The organism is Sphingomonas sp. CFBP 13733 (assembly GCF_014841795.1).
GTDB classification, from domain to species: Bacteria; Pseudomonadota; Alphaproteobacteria; order Sphingomonadales; family Sphingomonadaceae; genus Sphingomonas; species Sphingomonas aerolata.
Window position 1 is genome coordinate 146,547 of record NZ_JACYUP010000006.1, and the last position, 25,636, is coordinate 172,182.

General features: G+C 69.4%; 33 protein-coding genes. 22 read left to right on the forward strand and 11 right to left on the reverse strand.

Annotation, left to right across the window (positions count from 1 at the left end; translation table 11 throughout):
- Positions 1 to 441: 441 nt before the first annotated feature.
- Both sppA and IFT71_RS17730 read left to right on the forward strand, forming a co-directional pair.
- Positions 442 to 2,316: a signal peptide peptidase SppA gene (sppA, locus tag IFT71_RS17725; RefSeq protein WP_192142600.1), complete on the forward strand. Its 1,875-nt coding sequence runs from the start codon at positions 442 to 444 to the stop codon at positions 2,314 to 2,316.
- Entirely contained in the window at positions 2,316 to 2,909 is a 594-nt protein-coding gene (locus IFT71_RS17730) for a GNAT family N-acetyltransferase (protein WP_192142601.1), read from the forward strand. The genes sppA and IFT71_RS17730 overlap by 1 nt, the downstream gene beginning before the upstream one ends.
- Before the next feature lie 7 nt (positions 2,910 to 2,916).
- Here IFT71_RS17730 and IFT71_RS17735 read toward each other — a convergent pair whose 3' ends face one another.
- A complete protein-coding gene (locus IFT71_RS17735; protein ID WP_056408854.1) occupies positions 2,917 to 3,558 on the reverse strand; it encodes a trimeric intracellular cation channel family protein in 642 nt (213 codons plus the stop codon).
- 351 nt (positions 3,559 to 3,909) lie between these two features.
- Here IFT71_RS17735 and IFT71_RS17740 point away from each other — a divergent pair, with 351 nt between their 5' ends.
- The 3 genes from IFT71_RS17740 (at position 3,910) to IFT71_RS17750 (ending at position 5,192) form a co-directional block, all read left to right on the forward strand.
- Positions 3,910 to 4,218 (forward strand): glycine zipper 2TM domain-containing protein, encoded by a 309-nt coding sequence (locus tag IFT71_RS17740; protein ID WP_037532560.1) that lies wholly within the window; start codon positions 3,910 to 3,912, stop codon positions 4,216 to 4,218.
- An 88-nt stretch (positions 4,219 to 4,306) separates the two neighbouring features.
- Complete coding sequence (locus IFT71_RS17745) at positions 4,307 to 4,732, forward strand: OsmC family protein (RefSeq protein ID WP_031395930.1); 426 nt, start codon at positions 4,307 to 4,309, stop codon at positions 4,730 to 4,732.
- Positions 4,725 to 5,192, forward strand: coding sequence for a hypothetical protein (locus tag IFT71_RS17750; protein WP_244655025.1), 468 nt, complete (start codon positions 4,725 to 4,727; stop codon positions 5,190 to 5,192). The genes IFT71_RS17745 and IFT71_RS17750 overlap by 8 nt, the downstream gene beginning before the upstream one ends.
- Before the next feature lie 17 nt (positions 5,193 to 5,209).
- On the opposite strand, the gene IFT71_RS17755 is transcribed toward IFT71_RS17750, so the two are convergent.
- Positions 5,210 to 5,431: a hypothetical protein gene (locus tag IFT71_RS17755; protein ID WP_031395999.1), complete on the reverse strand. Its 222-nt coding sequence runs from the start codon at positions 5,429 to 5,431 to the stop codon at positions 5,210 to 5,212.
- Between the two features lie 108 nt (positions 5,432 to 5,539).
- Here IFT71_RS17755 and IFT71_RS17760 point away from each other — a divergent pair, with 108 nt between their 5' ends.
- The 6 genes from IFT71_RS17760 (at position 5,540) to IFT71_RS17785 (ending at position 10,508) form a co-directional block, all read left to right on the forward strand.
- The gene (locus tag IFT71_RS17760) at positions 5,540 to 6,289 is read left to right on the forward strand and encodes a hypothetical protein (protein ID WP_192142603.1); all 750 of its coding nucleotides are present in this window, start codon (positions 5,540 to 5,542) and stop codon (positions 6,287 to 6,289) included.
- Between the two features lie 87 nt (positions 6,290 to 6,376).
- Positions 6,377 to 6,751 carry a fluoride efflux transporter CrcB gene (gene crcB / locus IFT71_RS17765; RefSeq protein WP_031441014.1) on the forward strand — a complete coding sequence of 125 codons (375 nt, stop codon included), beginning with the start codon at positions 6,377 to 6,379 and terminating at the stop codon, positions 6,749 to 6,751.
- Complete coding sequence (locus IFT71_RS17770; RefSeq protein WP_192003249.1) at positions 6,748 to 8,046, forward strand: RluA family pseudouridine synthase; 1,299 nt, start codon at positions 6,748 to 6,750, stop codon at positions 8,044 to 8,046. The genes crcB and IFT71_RS17770 overlap by 4 nt, the downstream gene beginning before the upstream one ends.
- Positions 8,047 to 8,939: 893 nt before the next feature.
- Positions 8,940 to 9,599 (forward strand): HAD-IA family hydrolase, encoded by a 660-nt coding sequence (locus IFT71_RS17775; protein ID WP_192142605.1) that lies wholly within the window; start codon positions 8,940 to 8,942, stop codon positions 9,597 to 9,599.
- Positions 9,596 to 9,814 carry a hypothetical protein gene (locus IFT71_RS17780; RefSeq protein ID WP_037532554.1) on the forward strand — a complete coding sequence of 73 codons (219 nt, stop codon included), beginning with the start codon at positions 9,596 to 9,598 and terminating at the stop codon, positions 9,812 to 9,814. The genes IFT71_RS17775 and IFT71_RS17780 overlap by 4 nt, the downstream gene beginning before the upstream one ends.
- A 13-nt stretch (positions 9,815 to 9,827) precedes the next feature.
- The gene (locus tag IFT71_RS17785; protein ID WP_056408843.1) at positions 9,828 to 10,508 is read left to right on the forward strand and encodes an ATP12 family chaperone protein; all 681 of its coding nucleotides are present in this window, start codon (positions 9,828 to 9,830) and stop codon (positions 10,506 to 10,508) included.
- A 39-nt stretch (positions 10,509 to 10,547) separates the two neighbouring features.
- Here IFT71_RS17785 and gmk read toward each other — a convergent pair whose 3' ends face one another.
- The 5 genes from gmk to IFT71_RS17810 form a co-directional block, all read right to left on the reverse strand.
- Positions 10,548 to 11,198, reverse strand: coding sequence for a guanylate kinase (gene gmk / locus IFT71_RS17790; protein WP_055873910.1), 651 nt, complete (start codon positions 11,196 to 11,198; stop codon positions 10,548 to 10,550).
- A 72-nt stretch (positions 11,199 to 11,270) separates the two neighbouring features.
- Positions 11,271 to 11,474 carry a hypothetical protein gene (locus IFT71_RS17795; RefSeq protein WP_031440271.1) on the reverse strand — a complete coding sequence of 68 codons (204 nt, stop codon included), beginning with the start codon at positions 11,472 to 11,474 and terminating at the stop codon, positions 11,271 to 11,273.
- A complete protein-coding gene (locus IFT71_RS17800; RefSeq protein WP_037530644.1) occupies positions 11,471 to 11,683 on the reverse strand; it encodes a hypothetical protein in 213 nt (70 codons plus the stop codon). The genes IFT71_RS17795 and IFT71_RS17800 overlap by 4 nt, the downstream gene beginning before the upstream one ends.
- 160 nt (positions 11,684 to 11,843) lie before the next feature.
- Positions 11,844 to 13,235 (reverse strand): class II fumarate hydratase, encoded by a 1,392-nt coding sequence (gene fumC, locus IFT71_RS17805; protein ID WP_192142607.1) that lies wholly within the window; start codon positions 13,233 to 13,235, stop codon positions 11,844 to 11,846.
- Positions 13,236 to 13,400: 165 nt separating this feature from the next.
- Complete coding sequence (locus IFT71_RS17810; protein WP_031394376.1) at positions 13,401 to 13,886, reverse strand: SspB family protein; 486 nt, start codon at positions 13,884 to 13,886, stop codon at positions 13,401 to 13,403.
- A 71-nt stretch (positions 13,887 to 13,957) separates the two neighbouring features.
- On the opposite strand from IFT71_RS17810, the gene hisB reads away from it, so the two are divergent.
- From hisB to IFT71_RS17850, 8 genes are all read left to right on the forward strand, one after another.
- Positions 13,958 to 14,545: an imidazoleglycerol-phosphate dehydratase HisB gene (hisB, locus tag IFT71_RS17815; RefSeq protein ID WP_192142609.1), complete on the forward strand. Its 588-nt coding sequence runs from the start codon at positions 13,958 to 13,960 to the stop codon at positions 14,543 to 14,545.
- The gene (hisH, locus tag IFT71_RS17820; RefSeq protein ID WP_192142611.1) at positions 14,542 to 15,147 is read left to right on the forward strand and encodes an imidazole glycerol phosphate synthase subunit HisH; all 606 of its coding nucleotides are present in this window, start codon (positions 14,542 to 14,544) and stop codon (positions 15,145 to 15,147) included. Before hisB ends, hisH begins: the two co-directional genes overlap by 4 nt.
- Positions 15,144 to 15,878: a 1-(5-phosphoribosyl)-5-[(5-phosphoribosylamino)methylideneamino]imidazole-4-carboxamide isomerase gene (hisA, locus tag IFT71_RS17825; protein ID WP_031394379.1), complete on the forward strand. Its 735-nt coding sequence runs from the start codon at positions 15,144 to 15,146 to the stop codon at positions 15,876 to 15,878. Before hisH ends, hisA begins: the two co-directional genes overlap by 4 nt.
- Before the next feature lie 217 nt (positions 15,879 to 16,095).
- The gene (hisF, locus tag IFT71_RS17830; RefSeq protein ID WP_192142613.1) at positions 16,096 to 16,869 is read left to right on the forward strand and encodes an imidazole glycerol phosphate synthase subunit HisF; all 774 of its coding nucleotides are present in this window, start codon (positions 16,096 to 16,098) and stop codon (positions 16,867 to 16,869) included.
- 5 nt (positions 16,870 to 16,874) lie between these two features.
- The gene (locus IFT71_RS17835; protein ID WP_166747134.1) at positions 16,875 to 17,051 is read left to right on the forward strand and encodes a hypothetical protein; all 177 of its coding nucleotides are present in this window, start codon (positions 16,875 to 16,877) and stop codon (positions 17,049 to 17,051) included.
- A 32-nt stretch (positions 17,052 to 17,083) separates the two neighbouring features.
- Entirely contained in the window at positions 17,084 to 17,404 is a 321-nt protein-coding gene (locus IFT71_RS17840; protein ID WP_056408834.1) for a phosphoribosyl-ATP diphosphatase, read from the forward strand.
- Between the two features lie 142 nt (positions 17,405 to 17,546).
- Complete coding sequence (locus IFT71_RS17845; RefSeq protein ID WP_192099734.1) at positions 17,547 to 17,924, forward strand: histidine triad nucleotide-binding protein; 378 nt, start codon at positions 17,547 to 17,549, stop codon at positions 17,922 to 17,924.
- Positions 17,925 to 18,034: 110 nt separating this feature from the next.
- A partial coding sequence (locus IFT71_RS17850; protein WP_192071544.1) for an amino acid permease occupies positions 18,035 to 19,563 on the forward strand: 1,529 nt, incomplete at its 3' end.
- A 119-nt stretch (positions 19,564 to 19,682) separates the two neighbouring features.
- Here IFT71_RS17850 and IFT71_RS17855 read toward each other — a convergent pair.
- The 4 genes from IFT71_RS17855 to IFT71_RS17865 all read right to left on the reverse strand — a co-directional run bounded on the left by IFT71_RS17855 (position 19,683) and on the right by IFT71_RS17865 (position 23,714).
- Positions 19,683 to 20,681, reverse strand: coding sequence for an adenosine kinase (locus IFT71_RS17855; RefSeq protein ID WP_192142614.1), 999 nt, complete (start codon positions 20,679 to 20,681; stop codon positions 19,683 to 19,685).
- A 94-nt stretch (positions 20,682 to 20,775) separates the two neighbouring features.
- Positions 20,776 to 21,012 carry a hypothetical protein gene (locus IFT71_RS21905; protein WP_084215211.1) on the reverse strand — a complete coding sequence of 79 codons (237 nt, stop codon included), beginning with the start codon at positions 21,010 to 21,012 and terminating at the stop codon, positions 20,776 to 20,778.
- Positions 21,013 to 21,090: 78 nt separating this feature from the next.
- The gene (locus tag IFT71_RS17860; RefSeq protein ID WP_342212692.1) at positions 21,091 to 21,684 is read right to left on the reverse strand and encodes a flagellin; all 594 of its coding nucleotides are present in this window, start codon (positions 21,682 to 21,684) and stop codon (positions 21,091 to 21,093) included.
- 11 nt (positions 21,685 to 21,695) lie between these two features.
- Entirely contained in the window at positions 21,696 to 23,714 is a 2,019-nt protein-coding gene (locus IFT71_RS17865) for a FlgK family flagellar hook-associated protein (RefSeq protein ID WP_192142660.1), read from the reverse strand.
- On the opposite strand from IFT71_RS17865, the gene flgG reads away from it, so the two are divergent.
- From flgG to flgH, 3 genes are read left to right on the forward strand one after another with little or no spacing between them, the layout of a single operon-like run.
- Entirely contained in the window at positions 23,713 to 24,420 is a 708-nt protein-coding gene (gene flgG / locus IFT71_RS17870) for a flagellar basal-body rod protein FlgG (protein WP_166747205.1), read from the forward strand. The two genes, IFT71_RS17865 and flgG, sit on opposite strands and share 2 nt — an antisense overlap.
- Positions 24,417 to 24,875 carry a flagellar basal body P-ring formation chaperone FlgA gene (gene flgA / locus IFT71_RS17875; protein ID WP_192142616.1) on the forward strand — a complete coding sequence of 153 codons (459 nt, stop codon included), beginning with the start codon at positions 24,417 to 24,419 and terminating at the stop codon, positions 24,873 to 24,875. Before flgG ends, flgA begins: the two co-directional genes overlap by 4 nt.
- Before the next feature lie 11 nt (positions 24,876 to 24,886).
- Entirely contained in the window at positions 24,887 to 25,618 is a 732-nt protein-coding gene (gene flgH, locus IFT71_RS17880) for a flagellar basal body L-ring protein FlgH (protein WP_192142618.1), read from the forward strand.
- Positions 25,619 to 25,636: the final 18 nt, after the last annotated feature.

A 25,636-nucleotide genomic window follows, 5' to 3' on the forward strand; every position in this document is an offset into this window, starting at 1 on the left:
CCTCGGTTATCCGCCCCCCTGCCCCCCCTTCGTCATCCTGACGAAAGTCAGGACCCAGGGTCGCGGGGTGCTGTCCTGCTTGGCTCTGGATCCTGACTTTCGTCAGGATGACGGAATTGGGGTGAGGGTGCGGTGTGATCGGGGCGGCGGGTTGTTTGGAGAGCGTTGCGGCGGGGTTGGCGGCCCTGCCCTTCCCGTCCGTCATCCTGACGCAGGTCAGGATCCAAGGTTGCGGGGCGCTGTCCTGTTTGGCTCTGGGTCCTGACTTTCGTCAGGATGACGGATTGCGGTTGCCGGCGCGCGCGGCGCAGCGCCGGCGGGCGACCGCTGGGCGAAACGGATAAGCGTATTGCTCCCGCATGACACACGCGGCTATCGTCGACGGTGAACCGGCGTTGCCGGCATCGCACCAACCGGCCGTGCCGGTATGAGGAGACGCAGGTGAAGCTGGTACGCGGCGCATGGAAGCTGTTGGTCGGGATCAAGGACGCACTCGTCCTGATCGCGATGCTGCTGTTCTTCGGTCTGGTCTTCGCGGCGCTCAATGCGCGGCCGGGGACCAAGGCGATCAAGGACGGCGCGCTGGTGCTCGACCTGAACGGCTCGATCGTCGAGCAGCCCGCCGAACCCGCCGCCTTTGCCGCGCTGTCGGGACAGAATACGCCGAAGCAGTTCCGCCTGCGCGACGTGGTGCGCGCGATCGATACCGCGCGGACCGATGGCCGGGTGAAGGCGCTGGTGCTCGATCTCGACGGCTTTACCGGGGCCTATCCCGCCGCGCTGGGCGAGATCGGCGACGCGATCGCGCGCGTCCGCGCCGCCAAGAAGCCGGTGCTCGCCTATGCCACCGCCTATACCGACGGCAGCTACCGGCTGGCGGCCAATGCGAGCGAGGTCTGGGTCAATCCGCTGGGCGGCACGCTGTTCATGGGGCCGGGCGGCAACCAGCTTTACTATAAGGGGCTGATCGACAAGCTGGGGATCACGACGCATGTCTACCGCGTCGGCCGCTACAAGTCGTTCGTCGAGCCCTATACGCGCACCGACCAGAGCGACGATGCGCGCGCGGCGAGCCAGGCGCTGTACGGCACGTTGTACGATCAGTGGCGCGAAGCGGTCGCCAAGGCCCGCCCCAAGGCGCAGATCGCGCAGTTCCTCGCCCGCCCCGACGCGCTCGTGCTCGCCGCCAATGGCGACATCGCGACCGCGAACCTGCGCGCAGGGATCGTCGACAAGCTCGGCGACCGGACCGCGTTCGGCAAGCGCGTCGCCGCGATCGCGGGCGCCGACACGAGCAAGCCTGCGGGCAGTTTCAACACCATCACCTATGACTCCTGGGTCAAGGCCAATCCCCTGCCGACCGGCGGCGACGCGATCGGCGTGCTGACCGTGGCGGGCGACATCGTCGACGGCGAAGGCGGCCCCGGCACCGCGGCGGGCAAGACGATCGAGAAGGCGATGCTCGACGGGCTCGCCAAGAAGAACCTCAAGGCGCTGGTCGTGCGCGTCGATTCGCCGGGCGGATCGGTGCTCGCGTCCGAACGGATCCGGCTCGCGATCCTCGAGGCGAAGAAGAAGGGCCTGCCGGTGGTCGTGTCGATGGGCGGCCTCGCCGCGTCGGGCGGATACTGGGTGTCGACGCCCGCCGACGTGATCTTCGCCGAACCCGGCACGATCACCGGGTCGATCGGCATCTTCGGGATCATCCCGACGTTCGAGACCGCACTCGCCAAGATCGGCGTCACCACCGACGGCGTGAAGACGACGCCGCTGTCGGGGCAGCCCGACATCACCGCCGGCACGACGCCGATGTTCGACACGCTGATCCAGGCGGGGATCGAAAATGGCTATCGCCAGTTCATCGCGCGCGTCGCCGCGTCGCGCAAGCTGAGCCCGGCGCGGGTCGACGCGATCGGCCAGGGCCGCGTCTGGGACGGCGGCACCGCACGCCAGATCGGGCTGGTCGACCGGTTCGGCACGCTGAAGGACGCGATCGCGGAGGCCGCCCGCCGCGCCAAGCTCGATCCGGCGAAGATCCATGCCGAATATCTCGAAAAGCCGCCGGGCGTCCTTGCCCAGCTCGCCGCCGGTTTCGACACGGGTGACGACGACACCACGACCGGCAGCGACGCGTTCGGCCGGATCGCGCTCGACCGCCGCCAGATGGTCGCGCGTGCGGTCGGCGACATGAAGCGGCTGGCGACCTCGGGCTCGATCCAGGCACGCTGCCTCGAATGCGGCGGCATCGGCCCGAGTGCGGGCGACGGCGGCGATGCGCGGCTGCTCGACCTGCTGCTCGCGCGGATCGGCCTGTAATGCCGGGCGCGTCGCCCACGATCGGGACGGCCGGGGCCATCACGATCCGGGCGGCGCGACCCGAGGACGCCGCCGCGATCGCCGCGATCTATGCGCCGCACGTGCTGGTGGGGACGGTCTCGTTCGAGACGGATGCGCCCGACGCACGGCAGATGCGGACGCGGATGGCGGCGTCGGACGGGCTCTATCCCTGGCTGGTCGCGACGGTGGGGGATGCGGGCGGGGTGATCGCGTTCGGCTATGCCGGACGGTTCCGCGAACGCGCCGCCTATCGCTTCGTCGTCGAGACCACGGTCTATGTCGCGGATGCGGCGCAGCGCCAGGGTGCGGGGCGGCTGTTGTACGAGGCGCTGATCGACACGCTGCGCGCGCAAGGGTTCACCCAGGCGATCGGGGTCATCGCGCTGCCCAATGACGGATCGATCCGGCTGCACGAATCGGTCGGGTTCCGCCGCGCCGGGGTCTATCGCGCGGTCGGGTACAAGAACGGCCAGTGGATCGATGTCGGCCACTGGCAATGCGCGCTGAACGACGCGGCGGTGCCACCGGTCGAGCCGCGCCGCTTTGCCGAGGTCGGCGTCGTGCGGGGCTGACTGCGGACTAGCGGCGTGCGCGGTAGGCGGGCAGCGCGAGGTGGAAGCGGATCGCGGCGGCGCGCAGGCTGAACCCCGCGCTCGCCGCGACGACCGCGGACCAGCCGATCGGCACCCCCAGCAGCACCAGCCCGACATAGCTCGCCGCGGCGAGCGCCGCCGCGGTGACATAGAGTTCGGGACGCATCAGGATCGAGGGTTCGCCCGCGAGCACGTCGCGGATGATCCCGCCGAAACAGGCGCTCATCACCCCCATCAGCACCGCGGGCACGGGCGGCACGCCATAGCCCAGCGCCTTGGCCGCGCCGAACACCGCATAGGCGGCGAGCCCGATCGCATCGAACCAGCCCAGCGCCTCGTCGCGCCACCAGCGTTCGGGCGTGATCCAGATCACCAGCGCGACGATCAGGCACATGCTGGCGGCGCGCGCGTCGTGCACCCAGAAGACCGGTGCGTCGATCAGCAGGTCGCGCACCGTGCCCCCGCCGACCCCGGTGATCAGCCCGAAGAAGATCGCGGTGACGACGGTCTGCCCGCGCTTGGCCGCGGCGAGCGCGCCCGAGGCGGCGAACACCGCGAGCCCGGCGAGATCGAGCCAGCGCGCAGCGGCGGGAAGGACGTCGGGCGACAGGATCGTGGCGGGCAGCATCCCCCCGGCCTAGCCGCTGTGGCGCGCGACACAAGCGAGGCCGCACCCGCGACCGGATTTTGCGCGATTTCCCGGCTGAGGACAGACTTATCCACAGGTGGGGATAATTTTTTGTGGATAACGGGGAAAAGTCCCCGGGCAGCCCGTGCCCGGGGCGCAATTTTGCCGGTTCTTATCCTTTTGTGCACAGCCTGTGGATAACTTGCTGTGGATAACGGGGACAGATTGCTGTGCCTGCACGACCCAGGATGCCCGGAGCGAAGATGAACGCGACGTTGTTTTGGGTTCATGCAACCGGGGGTAAACGCCGGCCGTTACGGACACAGATCATTACAAACGGGAGTAGATTTTATGCGTAAGTTGATCATGGCACTCAGCGCGACCGCCCTCGTCCTGCCGACGCTCGCGGTGCCGATCTCGGCCGCCGATGCGCAGCGCGGCAAGCGCGAATGGCGCGGTCGCGACGGGCGGACCTATTGCAAGAAGAGCAACGGCACGACGGGCACGATCATCGGCGGCGTCGGCGGCGCGCTCCTCGGCCGCACGGTCGACACGCGCGGCGACCGCACGGTCGGCACGCTCGGCGGCGCGGTCCTGGGTGGCCTGGCCGGTCGCGCGATCGACAAGGGCACGAGCAACAATAATCGTCGTTGCCGCTAAACCACGCACCGCATTGCGGACTGATGCGTTGAAGGGGGGCGTCGCGGGAAACCGCGGCGCCCTTTTTCATGTTTCGAAGGATCCGAAAATGACGACACGCAGCGGTTCGGCCAGCTATGAAGGCCTCGGCAAGAGCGGCAAGGGCCATGTCTCGACGCAGTCGGGCGTCCTGTCCGACTCGCCTTACGGCTTCAACACGCGGTTCGAGAACGAGCCCGGCACCAACCCCGAAGAACTGATCGCCGCCGCGCATGCGAGCTGCTTCACCATGGCGCTGAGCTTTGCGCTCGCGGCCAAGGGCTATGAGGCGGGCACGCTCGAGACGAGCGCGAAGGTGACGCTCGACAAGGATGGCGACGGGTTCAAGATCACCAAGTCGGCGCTGACGCTGAATGCGAAGGTCGAGGGGATCTCGGCCGACGAGTTCGCGACGATCGCGGCGGATGCCAAGGCGAACTGCCCGGTGTCGAAGGTGCTGAACGCCGACATCACGCTCGACCACACGCTTGCCTGATCGACGCGCCGGCATGCGGATCGCCGCGACCGTCGCCCTCGTCCTGCTCGGTGCGGGGCTCGAGGCGGGGGTCGTCGGTGCCGCCGTGGCCGGTGCACAGACGATCGCCGGCGTCGCACGACGCGACGCCGGCGACTGGCAGCGATACCGCGCCTATGATCATGATCGCCCCGAACCGGGGCAGCGCGGCTATTTTGCGGACCGGTATTTTCGCGATGGCCGCTATTATGCGGTGCGCCGGCTGAGCCGTGCGGATCGGCTGTATCGCGGCGCCGACGGTCGCTATTATTGTCGCCGCGACGACGGGACGACCGGCCTGATCACCGGCGGGCTGGCCGGCGGTGTCCTCGGCAACGTCATCGCGCGGGGTGGATCACGGCTGATCGGCACGCTGGTCGATACGCGCGGCGGTGCGTTGCCCGGCCGGTCGGTTGATCGCGGCCGGATTCGCTGCCGCTGACCCTCCGACCCCCGCGGTCAGATGATGCCGCCGCCGAGCATCAGCCGCAGCGTGAAGATGATGATCAGCACGATGTTGAGATTGCGCCCGGCATTGCTCGACGACAGTGCACCGACCGCAGCACCGACGATGCCGATCGGGATGACCAGCCAGTTCATCCAGCCGAGCAGCGGGAAGAAGGCGACGAGACCCAGTGCGAGGGTGACGAGGCCGATGAGGATCGAGACGAGGTTGAGCATGACCCGGACATGGCGTCTCGACGGGTCGCAGGCAAGATCGCGGGCCGGCCAACCAAGCGTACCGCGACAACGCTTTCTTCACCCGCACTCCCGCATTGATGCCGGGTGATGACCCGTTTTGCCCGTACGATCCGCCTGCCCGCCCTGGCGTTTGCCCTGCCGCTCGCGCTGATCGCGTGCGGCGAGCCCGCGGTCGATCAGCAGGACCCGACGCGCCTTGAGGCGGACCTTGGCAACGGCAATGCGGGCGACCCGGCGCTGAACGCCGCGCTCGCGGGTCAGATCATGGTCGACCCGACGCTGTCCCAATCATCGAACGACGACGCGATCCGCCCGCCGCCCGAGCCGATGGGCGGGGCGATGCCACCCGAGGAAGCGGGCCGCCGCGCCGATACGGTCGATCCACGTACACTGAAGCGCGCGCCCGCCGCTGCCGGTGGCTGTCCCGCCTGCCGCCAGGCCGACGCGGCGCTGACGCTGGGCGCGCTGGCCGACCAGCAGACGTTTCCGAACGCGGCGGCGTGTGCGCGGACGATCGGCTATTCGGCGAGGTGGGCGAATCGCCTGCCCGCCGACCTGCCCCTCTATCCCGATGCGCAGCTGTCGGAGGCGGCGGGTTCCGACCAGGCCGGCTGCCGGCTGCGCGTCGTGCACTTTTCGAGTCGCGCCACGCCGCAGCGGCTGCTCGACTTCTATTATACGCGCACCGCCGACACGGGCTATTCGGCCGACCACCGCAGCGACGGCCGCCGGCACGTGCTCGGCGGTCTGCGCGGCGGCGATGCCTATAGGGTGTATGTCACGCCGCGCGTGGGCGGCGTCAGCGACGTCGATCTGGTCTCCAACGCCGGGCGCTGAGCGACGCCGCCGTGTCCAAGGGCGAGCGCCGCGCATGCCCGTCAAGCGCGGCTTTCCGTTTTCCGCGATTCGCGCTAGGGCGCGGGCATGTCTCCCCTTCTCTATGTCATGGTCGGTGGCGCGGTCGGATCCGGCGCGCGCTATCTGACCGGGCGCGCGATGACCGCGCTGCTCGGTGCCGGCTATCCGTTCGGCACGCTGGCGGTGAATCTCGTCGGCGGGCTGCTGATGGGCGTGCTCGTCGGCGTGCTCGCGCGCCATTCGGCGCCCGAAGGCTGGCGGCTGCTGCTCGGCGTCGGCGTGCTCGGCGGGTTCACGACCTTTTCCTCCTTCTCGCTCGACGTCGTCACGATGATCGAGCGTGGCGCGCCGGGCCTCGCGCTCGGCTATGTTCTGGTGTCGGTGATCGGTTCGATCGCCGCGTTGTTCGCGGGTCTCTCCGCAGTAAGGGCCGTCGCATGACTGCGGGCAAACACGATAGCGATACGAATTTCCGCGAGTTCAACGTCGGATTCGACGATGACGGCATCCGGCTGGACCGGTGGTTCAAGCGGCACCTGCCCGAGACGAGCTTCACGACAGTGGCGATGTGGGCGCGGACCGGCCAGCTGCGCGTCGACGGCGCGCGCGCGACGCCCGGCGACCGGATCGCGGCGGGCCAGATGCTGCGCGTGCCGCCGCCCGAGGCGGACAAGGCCACCGCCGACGTCGACGCGCCGCGGCGCGTGCGCGAGCGCGTGATCCTGTCGGACGAGGAGACCGAGGCCGCGCAGGCGATGGTCATCCACAAGGATTTCCAGGCGTTCGTGCTGAATAAGCCGCCGGGTCTGGCGACGCAGGGCGGCACCAAGACGACGCAGCATGTCGACGGGCTGCTCGATGCGCTCCAGTATGACAATGAGGGCCGGCCCAAGCTGGTCCACCGGCTCGACAAGGATACGTCGGGCGCGCTGCTGGTCGCGCGGACGTCGCGCGCAGCGGCATTCTTCGCCAAGGCGTTTTCGGGGCGGACTGCGCGGAAGGTCTATTGGGCGCTGGTGGTCGACGTGCCGTCGATCGAGGACGGCATGATCGAGCTGCCGATCGGCAAGCAGCCCGGCACCGGCGGCGAGAAGATGCATGTCGACGAGGCCGAGGGCGCGCCCGCGCGGACCCGGTACCGCGTGATCGAGCGCGCGGGCAACCGCGCCGCCTGGGTCGAGCTGCAGCCCTTCACCGGTCGCACGCACCAGCTGCGCGTCCATATGGCGGCGATCGGCCATCCGATCGTCGGCGACGGGAAATATGGCGGCGCGGCGGCGTTCCTGACCGGCGGGATCTCGCGCAAGATGCATCTGCATGCGCGCCGCATCAAGGTGGACCATCCCGATGGCGGGTCGATCGACGTGACCGCCGAACTGCCGACGCATTTCGCGGAAAGCCTGAAGCAGCTGGGCTTCGAGGAGTCGCTCGGCGATGCGCTGGTGCTCGACGAGAAGACCGCGCCGTCGCGCGAGGAGATCAAGTCGCGCGCCAGGGCGCATGCGAAGTCGGTGCGCAAGGAGCGCCGCGGCGAACGGCGCGGGCGTGGTGTGGTCGAGGAGAAGACGGCGGGGGGCAAGCCTGCGGGGCCGAAGACGGGTGGTTCGCGGACGGGCGCGGGGTCGAAGTTCGGCGCGCCCAGGAGTGGGCCGCGGGTCGAGGGTGCCAAGCCTGGTGGCCGGGGTCGTCCGGGGGGGAAGCCGGGTGGGCCTAGGAGCGGGCCTGGGTCGCGGTGATCTAGCGGGGTGGTCTCGCCCATTTCCAGTACCACCCCGGCGAAGGCCGGGGTCCCGTTGGAGAGGTTGCAGTAGCCGGGTGCTGCGCGCCGTTAGCACCGTCCCCCAACTGGGCCCCGGCCTTCGCCGGGGTGGTGGTGATTGTTGGGTGCCCTCCCGTTCCCCCGCGGAGGCGGGGGTCCAGGGACCACGAATGGCACGCTGCTTGAGTCCTGGGCCCCCGCCTTCGCGGGGGAACGGATCAGCGCGAGCGTTACCGCAACAGCCGCAACCACACGGCTTCAGTCACCGTGCCGAACACCGCGTGCGCGGTGTGGTTGAGAACAATAAGGCGGCGAGCGAGCCGAGCGGGCCCTGCAGCAGGCCGGGGTCGCGGTGGTCTAGCAGGTCGACGGCTACGCTCTCTTGACACCACCCCGGCGAAGGCCGGGGCCCAGTTGGGGTGGTTGCAGTAACCGGGTGCTGCGCGCCGTTAGCACCGTCCCCCAACTGGGCCCCGGCCTTCGCCGGGGTGGTTATTATGGTGGGGCTCTGCCCGCCTACTCGTTCCCCTGCGGAGGCGGGGGTCGCGGTCATCTCGCGGACCAACCTCGCCCCATACCTAACACCACCCCGGCGAAGGCCGGGGTCCAGTTGGGGAGGTTGCAGTAACCGGGGGCTGCGCTTCGTCAGCACCGTCCCCCAACTGGACCCCGGCCTTCGCCGGGGTGGTGGTGGTGGGGGTGCCCCCTGCCCGTTCCCCCGCGGAGGCGGGGGTCCAGGGGGCATGATCGGGAGCTCTGCTTGGGCCCGAGTCCCCCGCCTTGCGGGGGAACATGACGATGCGCGTTCCGGTTTGGCGTTCCCTCGTTCGCCCGGCTGATCTACGAGACGGGGATGCGCTGGAAAATCTCATGATCCGCCTCGCCGTGTTCGATTGCGACGGGACGCTCGTCGACAGTCAGGCGAATATCTGCGTCGCGTGCGAGCGGGCGTTCGAGACGGCCGGGCTCGTCCCGCCGCCGCGCGCCGCGATCCGGCGGATCGTCGGGCTCAGCCTCGTCGAGGCGATGCAGATCCTGGTGCCGCAGGGCGACGAGGCGCTGCATCGCACGCTCGCCACCGACTACAAGGCCGCGTTCCATGCGATGCGGACGAGCGGCGAGCTGATCGAGGAGCCGCTGTTCGAGGGGATCGCCGACGTGCTGGCGACGCTCGCCGACGATGGCTGGATGCTGGGCGTCGCGACGGGCAAGTCGGACCGCGGGCTCGCGCATGTCCTCGCCGCGCACGGCATCACCGACCGGTTCGTGACGCTGCAGACCGCGGACCGGCATCCGTCGAAGCCCGATCCGGCGATGCTGTTCGCGGCGATCAAGGAGGCGGGCGCGACCCCGGCGACGACCGCGATGATCGGCGATACGAGCTATGACATGGCGATGGCACGCGCCGCGGGCGCACGGGCGGTCGGTGTCACCTGGGGCTATCACGCGGTCGACGAGCTGGCGGAGGCCGGCGCGGACGTCGTCGCCGAGACGGTGCCGGCGCTACGCCATCTGGTGACCGCGTCGTGACGGAGGCCGATCGCCTGGCGCAGCGGCGCTGGTTCGTGCTGGTCGGCGTGCGGCTCGCGGGCGTGGCGGGCGCGGTGCTCGGGCTGGTGCTGATCGCGCGCGCCTATAGCTGGGGGCCGAAGATCCTCGGCACCGCGATCGTGCTGTCGGCGATGGCGATGATCGCGATCGTGCCGCGCAGCCTGGCGCAGCGCTGGCGCACGCCCACCGAATGACCGGACAGGACGCATGAAGAGATTCTGGACAGACGTCGCGATCGATGCGGATCGCGTGGTGACGCTCGACGGCAAGCCGGTCCGCACCCCCGGGCGACGGCCGCTCGCGCTGCCGACCGATGCGCTGGCGCAGGCGGTCGCGGAGGAATGGCGCAGCGTCGGCGAGACGATCGATCCGCGGACGATGCCGCTGACGGGCCTCGCCAATGCCGCGACCGATCCGATCGCGAACGATCCGGCGCAGTTCGCCGCACGGCTGGCGGCCTATGGCGAGAGCGACCTGCTCTGCTACCGCGCGGACGGCCCGCCACCGCTGGTCGAGCGGCAGGCAGCGCGCTGGGACCCGCTGCTCGACTGGGCGCGCGCGCGGTACGACGTGACGTTCGCGGTGACGGCGGGGGTGATGCACGTCGCGCAGGCCCCCGCGACGATCGCGCGGCTGCACGAGGCGGTCGCGGCGCATGACGATTTCCACCTTGCCGGGCTGTCGCCGGTCGTCACGCTGACGGGGTCGCTGGTGATCGGGCTGGCGCTGGTCGAGGGAGAGATCGACGGCGATGCGGCCTGGGCGGCGGCGGGGATCGACGAGGACTGGTCGATCGAGATGTGGGGCGAGGACTGGCAGGCGGCGCAGCTGCGCGAGCTCAAGCGCCAGGAATTCGCGCGCGGTGTCGCGTTTCTGGCGATGCTGTAGGCTTTCGTCATCCTGGACCCGATCCAGGATGACGGGGGGTCAGCGCGTCAGGCGGCGGATGAAGCCGATCAGGCCGGTCTGGCGCGAGCGCTTGAGGCGTTCGGCGGCGAGGATCGTCTTCACGCCGCGGATGCAGCTGTCGACGTCGTCATTGACCAGGACGTAATCATAGCCGTCCCAGTGGCTGACCTCGTTCGCGGCGCGCGACATGCGGGCGTCGATCACTTCGGTCGAGTCGGTACCGCGGCTGGTGAGGCGGCGGTGGAGTTCCTCCATCGACGGCGGGAAGATGAAGACGCGGACGACGTCGCCGCCCGCGATCTGGAACAGCTGCTGCGCGCCCTGCCAGTCGATGTCGAACAGCACGTCCTTGCCGGCCGCCAGCATCTCCTCGACCTGCGCGCGCGGGGTGCCGTAGCGATGGTTGAAGACATGCGCCCATTCGAGGAATTCGTCCTTCGCGACCATGTCGCGAAAGCCCTCGAGATCGGTGAAATGATAGTCCTTGCCGTCGACTTCGCCCGGGCGCATCGACCGGGTCGTCACCGAGACCGACATCTCCAGCTCATGCTCGTCGGCGAGCAATCGGCGCGCGATCGTCGACTTGCCGGCGCCCGATGGCGAGGACAGGACGAACAGGACGCCGCGGCGACGGAAACCATGCGGGTCGGACGGAAGTGTGTGGGGCATGCGCGCCCTTGCCGCGGACTGCGCATGGGCGTCAACCCATGCACAGCCCGCGCGTGTCATTCTGGCGGCGGATCAGTAGCCCGACTTGCGCGCCCGGTTGCGGTCATAAGCCTTCTTGGCCGCATAGCCGCCGCCGAGGATCATGCCGAGCGGGCCCATGCGACGCAGCACGCTCATCGCGACCACACCCTTCACTGCACCCGAGGTGCCACCGCTGCCGCCGCTGCGACGACCCATTTCGCGGCCAACCAATGCACTGATGATACGTCCGATCATGACTTAACCTCTCCGAAAACCTGGTCCTTGAGTTCCGCTGCACCGCGCAGCACCGCCCAGCCGATCGCGTAGGTCACGGCCAGCGGCACGACGATCTTGAGCACGTTGGCGGTGACCGCACCGATGATCGCGCCGTCCGCATTGCCGTCATCGCCGCTGAGCGAGTCGATGCCTGCGCCGATCAGCGCGCCTATGGTCGTTGCGCCCACGTAATTTCTCCTCCGCGTGTGGCGGGTTAGCGCGCGAACCGCGTTTGGGTTCCCGCAGGTGCGCCCCTCCCCCTTCCGTTCGCCCTGAGCGACGTCGAAGGGTGTGCCGCAAGCGACGGTGCTTCGACTTCGCTCAGCACGAACGGGGTCGGGGGAGGCGTTAGCGGCCGAGCATCGATTCGGGCCGCACGACCCGGTCGAAGGTTTCCGCGTCGACCAGCCCGAGTGCGAGGCCGGCCTCTTTCAGCGTCAGCCCCTCGGCATGCGCGTGCTTGGCGATCTTCGCGGCCGCGTCATAGCCGATCTCGGGCGCGAGCGCGGTGACGAGCATGAGCGAGCGGTCGAGCAGGTCGGCGATGCGGTCGCGATTGGGTTCGATGCCGTCGACGCAGCGCTCCGCGAAACCCTCCATCGCGGTCGCGAGCAGGTCGATCGAGCGGAGCACGTTCGCGCCGATCAGCGGCTTGAAGACGTTCAGTTCGAGATGCCCCTGCATCCCGCCGATGGTGGCCGCGACGTGATTGCCCATCACCTGGCCGGCGACCATCGTCAGCATCTCGCACTGGGTGGGGTTGACCTTGCCGGGCATGATCGAGCTGCCGGGCTCGTTCGCGGGCAGGTCGATCTCGCCGAAGCCGCAGCGCGGGCCACTGCCCAGCAGGCGGATGTCGTTGGCGATCTTGGTCAGCGCGACCGCGAGCGTGTTGAGCGTGCCCGATAGATGAACGAGAGGATCGTTCGAGGCGAGCGCCTCGAAGCTGTTCTCGGCGGGGATGAACGGATGGCCGGTCAGGTTGGAGACCGCCTTGCAGAAATCCGCGGCGAACCCCCTGGGCGCGTTGAGCCCGGTGCCGACCGCGGTGCCGCCCTGCGCGAGCCGGTTGGTGCCGTTGGTGACGCCCGGCTCGATCCGGCGGCCACAGCGATAGACCTGATTGGCATAGGCGCCGAATTCCTGCCCGAGCGTCAGCGGGGTCGCGTCCTGCAGGTGCGTGCGGCCGATCTTGACGATGTCGTCCCACGCATCCGCCTTCGCCTGCAGCGCGGTCCGCAGCCGGTCGAGCGCGGGAAAGAGCCGGCGCGTCACGGCGAGCGAGGCGGCGATGTGGAGCGCGGTCGGGAAGCTGTCGTTCGACGACTGGCTCATGTTGACATGGTCGTTGGGATGGACCGGCGACTTGCCGCCGCGCGTGCCGGTGAGCATTTCGTTGGCGCGGCCGGCGATCACCTCGTTGACGTTCATGTTCGACTGGGTGCCGCTGCCGGTCTGCCAGATGACGAGCGGGAACTGGTCGTCGAGCGTGCCGTCGATGACTTCCTGCGCGGCGGCGTCGATCGCGTCGGCGATTGTGGCGTCGAGGCCGTGCGTGCGGTTCACGCGCGCGGCGGCCTGTTTGACGAGCGCGAGGGCGTGGACGATCTCGATCGGCATGCGTTCGCGGGTACCGAACGGGAAATTCTCGACCGATCGCTCGGTCTGCGCGCCCCAATAGGCCTGAGCGGGGACTTCGATCGGGCCGATCGAGTCGGTTTCTGTGCGGGTGTTGGTCATGGCCTACCTACGCCGTCATGCCGGGCTTGTTCCGGTATGGCGGCGTAGAGCAGAAGGCCGACATGGGAGTAAATCCCATGTCGTCGACCGCGCGGTGCGCGTCGGCCGGCCGTTCGCGTCGCTTTGCGACCGGCGATCAGCTTTGCCTGATCGCCTCGCTCCAGCTCACTTCTTCCGCTTGAAATCCACGGCGACGACGTTCGAGCCGTCTTCGATCGGCACCGCGGTCGGGCCGTCATTCTCGGCGGGGTCATGCTCGCCGAGCGACTCGTCCGCGCCTTCCTGCGCCTGGAAGCGCAGTTCGAAGCTGACCGCGGGATCCTGGAATGCGGTGATCGCCGAATAGGGGATGACCAGCTTCGACGGGACCTGGTTGAACGACAGGCCGATCGAGAAGCGCTCGTCGTCGACGACGAGGTCCCAGTAGCGGTTCTGCATGACGATCGTCATCTCGTCCGGGAAGCGTTCGATCAGCCGCTTGGGGATGTCGACGCCGGGCGCCTGCGTCTTGAAGGTGATGTAGAAATGATGCTCGCCGGGAAGCCCGCCGGCCTCCGACACGGAGCCGAGCACGCGGCCGACGACGGCACGCAGGGCTTCTTGCACGATCTCGTCGTACGGAATCAGGCTATCGGGCAGTCCATCACTCATTCCCTCTGGGTAGCGGTATTCGGATGGCGGTCAAGATTGCATGCGTCGTGGCGCACGTTATGGGAGGTGGCATGCGCACCGCCACGATTTCCCGCTCCACCGCCGAGACGGCGATCGACGTCACCATCAACCTCGACGGGACCGGCCTGTACGACGTCGAGACCGGCGTCGGCTTCTTCGATCACATGCTCGAACAGCTCTCGCGCCATTCGCTGATCGACCTGCACGTCCGGACCAAGGGCGACCTGCATATCGACGAGCATCACACCGTCGAGGATACCGGCATCGCGATCGGCCAGGCGTTCGCGCAGGCGCTCGGCGACAAGCGCGGCATCGCGCGCTACGGCGATGCGCTGTCGCCGATGGACGAGACTCTGACCCGGGTGGCGCTCGATATCTCCGGGCGGCCCTGGCTCGTCTGGAAGGACCTGTTCTCGCAGAGCCGGCTGGGCGGCATGGACACCGAGATGTTCGAGCATTTCTTCCACAGCTTCGCGCAGGCCGCGGGCATCACGCTGCACGTCGAGACGCTGTACGGCACCAACAATCATCACATCGCCGAGGCCGCGTTCAAGGGCGTCGCGCGCGCATTGCGCACCGCGATCGAGATCGATCCGCGCAAGGCCGACGCGATCCCGTCGACCAAGGGGATACTGTGACGCTCGCGCTGATCGATTACGGCGCGGGGAACCTGCATTCGGTCGAGAACGCGCTGCGCACCGCGGGCTGTAGCGACCTGATCGTCACCGCCGACGCGGACGTCGTCGCGAAGGCGGACCGGATCGTGCTGCCCGGCGTCGGCGCGTATGGCGCGTGCGCGGCGGCGTTGCGCGCGGTGCCGGGGATGGTCGAGGCCATGAACCGCCGCGTGCGCGACGAGGGCGCGCCGTTCCTCGGCATCTGCGTCGGCATGCAGCTGATGGCGGACGCGGGCGAGGAGATGGGGACGCATGCCGGGCTCGGCTGGGTGCCAGGGCGCGTGCGGCGGCTCGAGCCGGGGACGATGGACGCGAAGGTGCCGCATATGGGCTGGAACGACGTCGTGCCGGCCACCGCGCATCCGCTGATCGCGCCGGGCGAGGCCTATTTCCTGCACAGCTTCGCCTTCGAAGGCGCCGACGTGCTCGCGACCACCGATCACGCCGGCCCCGTCACCGCGGCGATCGGCCGCGACACGATGATCGGCGTGCAATTTCACCCTGAGAAGAGCCAGCGCTACGGCCTGGCCTTGCTCGAACGTTTTCTGGAGTGGCGGCCGTGAGCCTTATCGTTTTCCCCGCGATCGACCTCAAGGCAGGGCAAGTCGTCCGCCTCGCCGAGGGCGATATGGACCGTGCGACCGTCTATGGCGACGATCCCGCGGCGCAGGCGATGCTGTTCGCGAGCGCAGGTGCCGAGCATCTGCACGTCGTCGATCTCGACGGCGCGTTTGCGGGCGCGTCGGTCAATGGCGACGCGGTGCGCGCGATCGTTTCGCAGTTTCCGGGGCATGTGCAGCTGGGCGGCGGGATCCGCACGCGCGCCAATGTCGAGGGCTGGTTCGATCTGGGCGTGTCGCGGGTCGTGATCGGCACCGCGGCGCTCGAGGATCCCGACTTCGTGCGCGGCGTGGCGAAGGATTTCCCCGGCGGGATCGTCGTCGCGGTCGACGCGAAGGACGGCATGGTCGCGACCAAGGGCTGGGCCGACGTCTCGACCACCAGCGCGGTCGATCTCGCGCGCCGGTTCGAGGATGCGGGGGTGGCGTCGTTGCTGTTCACCGATGTCGGGCGCGACGGGATGCTCAAGGGCTGCAATGTCGAGGCGACGGTCGACCTGGCGCGGTCGGTCGACATTCCGGTGATCGCGAGCGGCGGGGTGAAGGGGATCGCGGAGATCCACGTGCTCGCGCTGCATGTCCGTGATGGCGTCGAGGGCGTGATTACGGGGCGCGCCTTGTACGACGGGCGGCTCGATCTCGCGGCGGCGTTGAGCGTGGCGAAGGCGGCATGAGGGTTCACGCGGAGACGCGGAGCCGCGGAGAGTCTTTTGGCGCCGCAGGCAGATATGGGTTCACGCGAAGGCGCGAAGGCACGAAGTGTAAGCAGAAGCCCTGCTCTGCCCTTCTCCCTCTTCGCGCCTTCGCGCCTTCGCGTGAATCAATCTTAGCGGCTTCGCCGCGTCTCCGCGTCTCCGCGTCTCCGCGTGAACCCCTTCTTCGAGCACACCCATGACCGTCCGCGCGCGTGTGATCCCGTGTCTCGACGTCGCCGACGGCCGCGTCGTGAAGGGCGTGAACTTCGTCGAGCTGCGCGACGCGGGCGATCCGGTCGAGCAGGCGCGCGCCTATGACGCCGCCGGTGCGGACGAATTGTGCTTTCTCGACATCGGCGCGAGCCATGAAGGCCGGGGCACGATCCTCGACGTCGTGCGGCGGACCGCGGCGGTGTGCTTCATGCCGCTGACGGTCGGCGGCGGCGTTCGGACCGCGGACGATGCGCGCGCGCTGTTGCTGGCGGGCGCGGACAAGGTCGCGGTCAATTCCGCCGCGGTCGAGCGGCCCGAACTCGTCGCGGACATCGCCGAGCGCTTCGGCAGCCAGTGCTGCGTCGCGAGCGTCGATGCGCGGCGCTCGGGCGAAGGCTGGGAGGTGTTCACGCATGGCGGCCGGCGCGCGACCGGGATCGACGCGATCGCGCATGCGGTGAAGCTCGCCGACCTCGGCGCCGGGGAGCTGCTCGTCACCTCGATGGACCGCGACGGGACGCGCAGCGGCTATGACCTCGACCTGATCCGCGCGATCGCCGACCGCGTGGCGGTGCCGGTCGTGGCAAGCGGCGGGGTCGGCGGGCTCGACGATCTGGTCGCCGGGATCCGCGACGGCCATGCCAGCGCGGTGCTGGCCGCATCGATCTTCCATTTCGGCCAGGCGTCGATCGGCGACGCGCACGCCGCGCTGGCCGCTGCGGGGATCCCGGTGCGGACCCCCCTGCGGTCGGCCTGACCGGCATGGCGACGCTGCCGCTGGTCGCGGTGCAGTCGGGGCATAGCGGCGTGGTGCATCCGCGCACCGGCCCCGAAGCGTCGGACATCGCGCTGTTCGCGGTCGCCGCGATCGGCGTGTGGCTGGTCCGCCGCGCGCTGCGCAAGCGGTTCCTGAAGCGGCCGCCGCGCGCAAAGGATTGACCCGCCCGCGCGCCTGCGTCAGCACGCACGGCATGGCAGACCCCGTTTTCGACCGCCTGGAGGCGACTATCCGCGCGCGCCGCGATTCGCCCGCCGACACCTCCTACACCGCCAGCCTGTTCGCGCGTGGCCGCCCGAAGATCGCGCAGAAGCTCGGCGAGGAAGCGGTCGAGACGGTGATCGCGGCCTGTTCGGGCGACGAGGCGAGCATCGTCCCCGAGGCCGCCGACCTGATGTTCCATCTCGCGGTGCTGCTGGCGGACGCCGGGCTGAGCCTCGACGACGTGCGGGCGGAGCTGGAGCGGCGCGAGGGTGTCGGCGGGTTGGTCGAGAAGGCTGCGCGGACTGCCTGATCCGCCACCTCCGTCATTCCTGCGGAGGCGGGACTCCAGACTGGCTGGCCGCGCGGATTGATCGTGATCCTCCGAGGATATGGATCCCCGCCTTCGCGGGGATGACGAAGGTTGGTAGGATGCCCCGAAAGGAGCAAGCCCCATGCCGATCGACGCCACCCAGCCCTATGACGACCAGAACATCTTCGCGAAGATCCTGCGCGGCGAGATCCCGTCCAAGCGGGTGTATGACGACGACTTCGCGATCGCGTTCCACGACATCAACCCGCAGGCGCCGACGCATCTGCTGGTGATCCCCAAGGGCGCCTATGTCTCGTGGGACGATTTCTCCGCGCGTGCGGGCGATGCGGAGATCGCCGGGTTCATCCGCGCGGTCGGGACGGTCGCGCGCGCCGCGGGGCTGGTCGAGCCGGGCTATCGCCTGCTCGCGAACATCGGCCAACACGGGCATCAGGAGGTGCCGCACCTGCACGTTCATGTCTTTGGCGGACGTCCGCTTGGCCCGATGCTGGCCGGATAGCGCGGCTTTCCGCCACTAAAGGATTGCGCGTAATAAAATTGCCATTAGGCTTCCCGGCTTGAGCAAGGGGGCCAGTGAACAGGCCCTCACAACCCCCGGGGGGAACCGAATTGATTTTTGGTCGCGTTAAGTCACTGGACGCCATTCTGGCGACGGCGGAGAAGAAATCGCTCCACCGATCGCTGGGCGCGTTCCAGCTAACCATGCTCGGCATCGGTTGCGTGATCGGCACGGGCATCTTCGTGCTGACCTCCGCCGCCGCGCAGAAGGCCGGGCCGGGCATGATCCTGAGCTTCGTCGTCGCCGGCGCGGTCTGCGTCGTCGCCGCGCTCTGCTATGCCGAGATCGCGGCGATGGCCCCGGTCGCGGGCTCCGCCTACACCTACACCTATTCGGTCATGGGCGAGCTGCTCGCCTGGACGGTCGGATGGGCGCTGATCCTCGAATATGCGGTGGCCGCGAGCGCCGTGTCGGTCGGCTGGTCCGGCTATTTCGCGGGCTCGATATTGCACGAGACGTTCGGGATAACACTCCCGACCTGGCTGTCGCACGGGCCGTACATGCCGGGCGGGTTCATCAACCTGCCCGCGGTCGTCATCTCGCTGCTGATCACCTGGCTGCTGATGATCGGCACGACCGAGAGCGCGCGCGTCAATGCGGTGCTGGTGACGATCAAGGTCGTCGCGCTGACCGCGTTCGTCGCGCTGACGCTGCCCAAGACGCATGGCAGCAATTTCGAGCCGTTCCTCCCCACCGGCATCCTCGGCAGCAACGGGCTGGGCGTGGTCGGCGCGGCGGCGACGATCTTCTTCGCCTATGTCGGCTTCGACGCGGTCTCGACCGCGGCCGAGGAGACCAAGGATCCGCAGCGCAACGTGCCGATCGGGCTGATCGCCTCGCTCGGCATCTGCACCGTGTTCTACATGCTGGTCGCAGCGGGCGCGATCGGCACGATCGGCGGACAGCCGCTGTTCGGCGCCGACGGCGTGCCGTTCACCACCGGGTCGGCCGAGCTCGCCCGCGCCTGCCTGATCCCCGCCAACGCGCAGGCGCTGGTCTGCTCGAACGAGGCGCTGGCGCATGTCCTGCGTCAGGTCGGCTATGCCAATGTCGGCAACTGGATGGGCTATGCCGCCGGTCTCGCGCTGCCGTCGGTGATCCTGATCCTGATGTTCGGCCAGACGCGCATCTTCTTCGTGATGAGCCGTGACGGCCTGCTGCCCGAAGTGCTGAGCCGCGTGCATCCCAAGTGGAAGACGCCGCATATCGTCACCGCGATCACCGGCGTGTTCGTCGCGTTCGCCGCCGCGTTCCTGCCGGTCGGGCAGCTCGCGGACATCGCCAATGCGGGGACGCTCTACGCGTTCATGATGGTCGCGATCGCGCTGCTGATCCTGCGCAAGCGCGAGCCGAACCGGCATCGTCCGTTCCGCACGCCGGCGGCCTGGATCGTCGCGCCGCTGACGATCGTCGGCTGCATCGGGCTGTACTTCTCGCTTCCCTATGAGGCGATGGCGGTACTGCCGATCTGGGGCGCGGTCGGCCTCGTGATCTATTTCCTCTATGGCTACCGCAAGAGCTATCTCGGGCGCGGCATGGCCGATGGCGGTGAGCCGATCGACATGGCGCCCCCGGGCAGNCTGCTGCCGGACCGTCATCCCCGCGGAGGCGGGGATCCATACCCTCCAGCGGTTGCGAGTCTATCGCGCGGCCGGCCAATATGGGTTCCCGCCTGCGCGGGAATGACGGTTCGGTTCGTCAGCCGATATGCTTGGCGGCGAGCGCCTTCATGTCGACCATCGGGCGGGCGCCGACATGGCTGATGATCTCGGCTGCGCAGACCGCACCGAGCTTGAGCGAGGCGTGGAGGTCGTGGCCCTGCGCCTGGCCGTGGAGGAAGCCCGCCGCGAACAGGTCGCCCGCGCCGGTCGTGTCGACGACCTTGGCGATCGGCTCGGCCTTCACTTCGGCGCGCGTGCCGTTCTGGATCGCGCAGGCGCCGTGTTCGCCGCGCGTGACGACCAGGGTCGGGACCTGCCCCGAGATCTTCGCGACCGCCGCGTCGCAATCCTCGGTCTCGGCGAGGGCCGCCAGTTCGCTCTCATTGGCGAACAGGATGTCGATCAGCCCGTCGCTGAGCAGCTGGCGGAAATCGCCGCCGTGGCGCGAGATGCAGAACACGTCGCTGAGCGTGAAGGCGACCTTGCGCCCTGCACCGCGTGCGCAATCGATCGCGGCGCGCATCGCGGCGCGTGGCTCTTCGGGATCCCAGAGATAGCCCTCGAGATACAGGATCGCGCTGTCGGCGATCATCGCGGTGTCGATCGCCGCGGCGGGGAGGAACTGCCCTGCGCCCAGGAAGGTGTTCATCGTCCGCTGGCCATCGGGCGTCACGAAGATCAGGCAGCGGCCGGTGGTCGGGTCGCCGGCGCGGACCGGGGTTGCGAACTCGATGCCGATGCTGCGGACGTCATGCGCGAAGACCTGGCCGAGCTGGTCGTCGGCGACCTGGCCGATGAAACCGCACTTGCCGCCGAGCGCGGCGACGCCGGCGACGGTGTTGGCGGCCGACCCGCCCGAGATTTCCATGCCCGGCCCCATCTTGGCATAGAGCGCATCGGCTTCTTCCGACGAGAACATCAGCTGCATCGAGCCCTTGGCGACACCGATCTCGGCGATGAAGGCGTCGTCGGCGGTGCTCAGAATGTCGACGATGGCATTGCCGATCGCGACGACGTCATAGGTAGGCGTGCTCAAGGGGAGGTCTCCGGACCGAACGGGAAAAGCTCGCCGTAATTCGCGCGGGCGGCAGGCGCAACCGCTGCGGCGCCGGGTGCCCCAACCGTGGACGTCAGCGCAGATAGGCGACGAGGCTGAGGCCGGCGACCTTGCCGAACACCGAATAGCTCGCCTCGAGCATCGTCTTGCGCTGCATCAGGTCCATCGAGATCTGGCCGTAATCCGCATCCTCATTGTCCGAGACGATCTTCTCGAGCAGCGCGGCGCGATCGGCCGCGCGCGCGCCGAGCGTCTCGATCTGCGCCTGGCGGAGGCCGTTGGCGGCGTTGAGCCCGCGGACCTGCGGCAAGGCGGCGTCGAGCTGCGCGATCGCGGTCTTGAGCGCCGCGGCCTGGCCCGCGCTGGGGCTGGCGCCGATCGGCCCGGCCTAGGCCAGCGTCCGGAACGCGGCGAGCACGCCGTCGCCGAGCTCGCTCGCGGTGACGCCATAGGTCAGCGTCGCGCCGCCGCCGATCGACGCCGAGGCGCGGACGTCGTCATTGCCGAATGCGGCCTGCGTCGTCGTGCCCGCGGTCTCGGCGAGCGTCGCGGGCTTGAACGGGATCGCGTCGCCCTGCGCACCGGCGAACAACGGCTCGCTGCCATCGGTCGCGTTGAGCGCCGAGCGGAACTGGCTGAAGGCGCTTTCGATCGCGCTGCCGAGCGCGGGCGTCGCGCCGGTGCCGACCGCGGTCATCAGCTGTGTCCGGAGATCGCCGGCGATCGTGTCGATCGCGGTGATATTGGCCTCGTAGAGCGACAAGGTCGTGCCGAGCCGGGTCGTCGCCGCGCTCTGCGCCGCCTGCATCGACAGCGCGCTGCGCGCGGACAGCGTGCGGACCGCGGCGCTGCCGAGATCGGCGAGGTCCTTCGCCTTCTTGCCCGAATTGAGCTGCAGCTGCGTCTGCGCGAGCCGCTGCTGCGCCTTCTGGACCGCGTCGGTCAGCGTCCGCTGGAGCGGGATGGTGGCGATGCGGGTCATCGATGCTGGTCCTATCTGATCATGCCGAGAAGCGTGTCGTACATCTCGCTCGCGGTGGTCATGACGCGCGCGGCGGCGGCGTAGCTGTTCTGGAGCACGACCATCTGGCCGAGCTCCTCGTCGATATTGACGCCCGAGACGCTGTCGCGGCGGTTGATCGCGTCGTCGCGGCGTGCGCCCATCTGGTCCGCACGATCGGTGGCGCGCGACGCGGCGGATCCCGCATCGCCCAGCACGACCGCGGAGAAGCGCGCGATCGTCATCGTCCCCGCATCGCCGAGATCGACCGCGCTCGCCAGCGCATCGACCAGCGCGGTCGCGCCGCGCCGGTCGCTCGGCCCCAGCGCCTTCGTCCCCACCGCTACGGGCTGGAGGCGTGCGAGCGGGAGGCGGGTCGGATCGGCGAGCACGTCGCGGCGGACCCCGGCGCTGTCGAGCCCCGCCCCCGCCGCGCCCAGCCCGGTGATCGCCGCAAAGCCGCGCCCGGTGCCGCCGCGGTCGGTCGTGTCGGACAGGACCGAGAGCATTGCCCCCGATTCGGCGCGGGTGGCCGAGAACCGCAGGCGCCCGGCATCGTCGAGCGCGAACTGGCCATAACCGCCGAGCGGACTGGCGTTGAGTTCGTCGATCAGGTCGCCATAGGTCGGCCCCGTCGCACCCGTCAGCGCGTAGCGCGCGACCAGCCGGCCCGACGAATCGCGCAAGGCGAAATCGACCGCCTCGCCGGCGGCGAAGCGATGCGGATCGGCGGTGGTGAACCCCGAGGGCACGAGCATGCTCGTGTCGCTGCGGACGATGTCGTTCAGCCCGAAATAGTGCGACAGGCCGATCCCGGCCCGCGCGCTCGGCCGCGCCGTGTCCTGCGCGACCGCGACGCCGGTGCCTGCCCCGGTCGCGGCGATGGTGAGCGTGCCGTTGGCGAACGACGCGGTCGCCGCACCGCCCAGGCCGGTATTGATCGCCGCGATCGCATCGTCGACCGTTGCTGCCGCGCCGAGCGCGTCGAAGTCGAGCGTGGTGCCGGCGACCATCGTGCCGTCCGAGCGCGTCACCGCGATCAGCGCCGCGCCGGTGAACCCCAGCCGGTCGCCACCAGTCAGCGCGGTCGCGCGACCGGTGAGTGTCGCCGGCGGGGGAACCGCCGAGCCGGTGTTGGACGCGGCGTTGATCGTCCGGGCGAGCCCCGCGAACAGCGTCTCGACCCGCGCCGAGAACGCCGGCAACTGCCGGTCGCGCAGGTCGAGCAGCCCGCCGAGCCGCCCGCCCATGGCGGGCGTATCGAGCGTCGTCCCGGTCGCCGCGCCGAGCGTGCCGTCCGCCTCGGCGAACCGCACGTCGATCGTCGGATAGACCGGCTGCGCGCTGCCGACGCCGCTGGCGGGATAGGAGAGCTGGCGCAGCCGCTGGTCGAGCAGCGGGACGCCCGAGGCGGTATCGATCGTCACCCGCCCGCTCGGCTGTTCGCGCGCGGTGATGCCGATCAGCGCGCTGAGCTCCTCAAGCGCGGTGGTGCGGCGGTCCGCGGGGCCCGACGCGCTGCGCCCCAGCCCCTGCAGCCGCGAGATCGAATCGTTGAGCGTGTCGACCGTGCGCAGCAGCGCGTTGACCCGCTCGACCGTGTCACCAACCTCGCCCTCGATATCGCCGCGCAGCACGTCGACGTCGCGACCGAGCTGGCGCATCGATCCGATCGCGTCCTCGACCATGCCGACAAAGGGCGCGGTGACCGCGGACCCGCCATTGGCGCCGGCCATCGCGGTTGCGGTCGCGGCGATCGCGTCGAGCCGGGCGGGCAGCGCAGATTCGGCCCCGGTCGCGCCGAGCAGCGACTGCAACCGGTCGAGATAGCCCGCCTCGACCTCGGCACGGCCCGCATCGCCGCTGCGGCCATAGACGGTCGCTTCGAGGAACTTGTCCGCGACGCGGCCGGGTTCGCCGACCACCACGCCGTTGACGCGGCCCGCAGTGACCCCCGTCTGCAATGCGACCGTCTCGCGCGCATAGCCCGGCGTGTTGACGTTCGCCAACATGAACACCACCGGCTTCAAGCGCCAGCGCGCGGCGTTCCAGGACCTGCTCTATCAGCAGGAGACGCGGCCCGGTTCGGCGGCAGGCGGCGACGGCCAGGCCAAGGTGCCGACCGGGATCCAGATCGGCGCGGGCGTGAAGACCGGCGGCGTCTACCGCATCACCGAACAGGGTGCGCCCAACCAGACCGGCAACCGCTATGACATCGCGATCCAGGGGCGCGGCTATTTCCAAGTGACTTTGCCCTCGGGGCAGATCGGCTTCACGCGCGACGGATCGTTCCAGCTGTCCGAACAGGGCGAGCTGGTCACCGCGGACGGCTTCCGCGTCGAACCCGCGATCGTCATCCCGCCCGAGGCGGTCGACGTCGCGATCTCGAAGACCGGCGAGGTCCAGGTCAAGCTCGCCAATGATCCCGCGCTGCAGACCGTCGGCCAGATCCAGCTCGCGACCTTCGTCAACGAGGCGGGGCTGGAGGCGCAGGGCGGCAACCTCTTCCTCGAAACCGCTTCGTCGGGGCAGCCAACCGTCGCCGCGCCGGGCCAGCCGGGCTTTGGCGACACGCTGCAGGGCTTTGTCGAGGCGTCGAACGTCAACCCGGTGTCCGAGATCACCGCGCTGATCACCGCGCAGCGCGCCTATGAGATGAACAGCCGCGTGGTGAAGACCGCGGACGAGATGCTCGCGACCTCGAGCCAGCTCCGGTGAGCCGCCTGGCAATCGCCCTGGCGCTCCTCCTCGCATCGGGGATCGCGCTCCCGGCACACGCGGCGGATCCCGCCGAGACGCCCGTCGCGGTGCTCACCCGCGCGATCGCGCGCGGCGACATCCTGAGCGCGGCCGATTTCGAACTGCAGCCGCGGGCCGCAGTCGCCGCGCGCGGCGTGCTGGCGGCGGATGCGGCGAGCGGACGCGAGGCGGTGCGCGCGCTGCCCGCCGGCACGATGGTCCGCGCCGGCGATCTCGTCGCGCCCCGGCTGGTGCGTCGCGGCGAGGCGGTGACGCTGTCGCTCCAGGGGCGCGGGTTTGCGATCACCACCGCCGCGCGGGCGCTGGCGGCGGGCGGCATGGGCGATGTCGTCCGCGTCGTCGCGCTGTCCACCAACCACAGCGTCGATGGCGTCGTCACGGGCGCGGGCAACGTACGCGTCGCCGCGCAATGAGGAGACATGCAATGACCAGACCCGCGACGATGTTCTTGATTCTTGCCGGCGCGACCGCCCTGTCGGGCTGCGGCACGGTCGGCCAGCTCAAGACGATCGGCAAGGCGCCGAAACTCAGCGAGATGACCGCGGTCGACACCCCGCTGACCGAGGATTCGCTTGGCCAGCCAAGCCGTCGCCCGGCCGCGCCGCCACTGGCGCTGGCGCCCCCCGACGCATCGCTGTTCCGCGCGGGCGCGGGTGCGTTTCTCGGCGACCAGCGCGCCGCGCGCAAGGGCGACATCCTGACCGTGCGGATCAACGTGGCGGATCGCGCCGAGGTCGGCAACACGACCGCGCGCACACGCGGCGGCTCCGAGAATGCCGGACTGACCGCCGCGCTCGGGCTCGGCGTCGCGACGCCCGACCCGCTGATCGCCGGCAATTCGAAGTCGCAGTTCAACGGATCGGGCAATATCAGCCGGTCCGAGACGATCAGCATGACGATGTCGGCGATCGTCACCGACGTGCTGCCCAACGGCAATCTGATGATCCGCGGCCGCCAGGAGATCCGCGTCAATTACGAGCTGCGCGAGCTGATCGTGACCGGCATGGTCCGCCCGCAGGACATCAGCCGCGACAACAGCATCCGCCACACGCAGATCGCCGAGGCGCGGATCAGCTATGGCGGCCGCGGCCAGCTGACGCAGGCGCAGCAGGCGCGCTGGGGCCAGCAGATCTACGACGCGCTCTTTCCGTTCTGAGGCGCGCGCCCGCGCTGC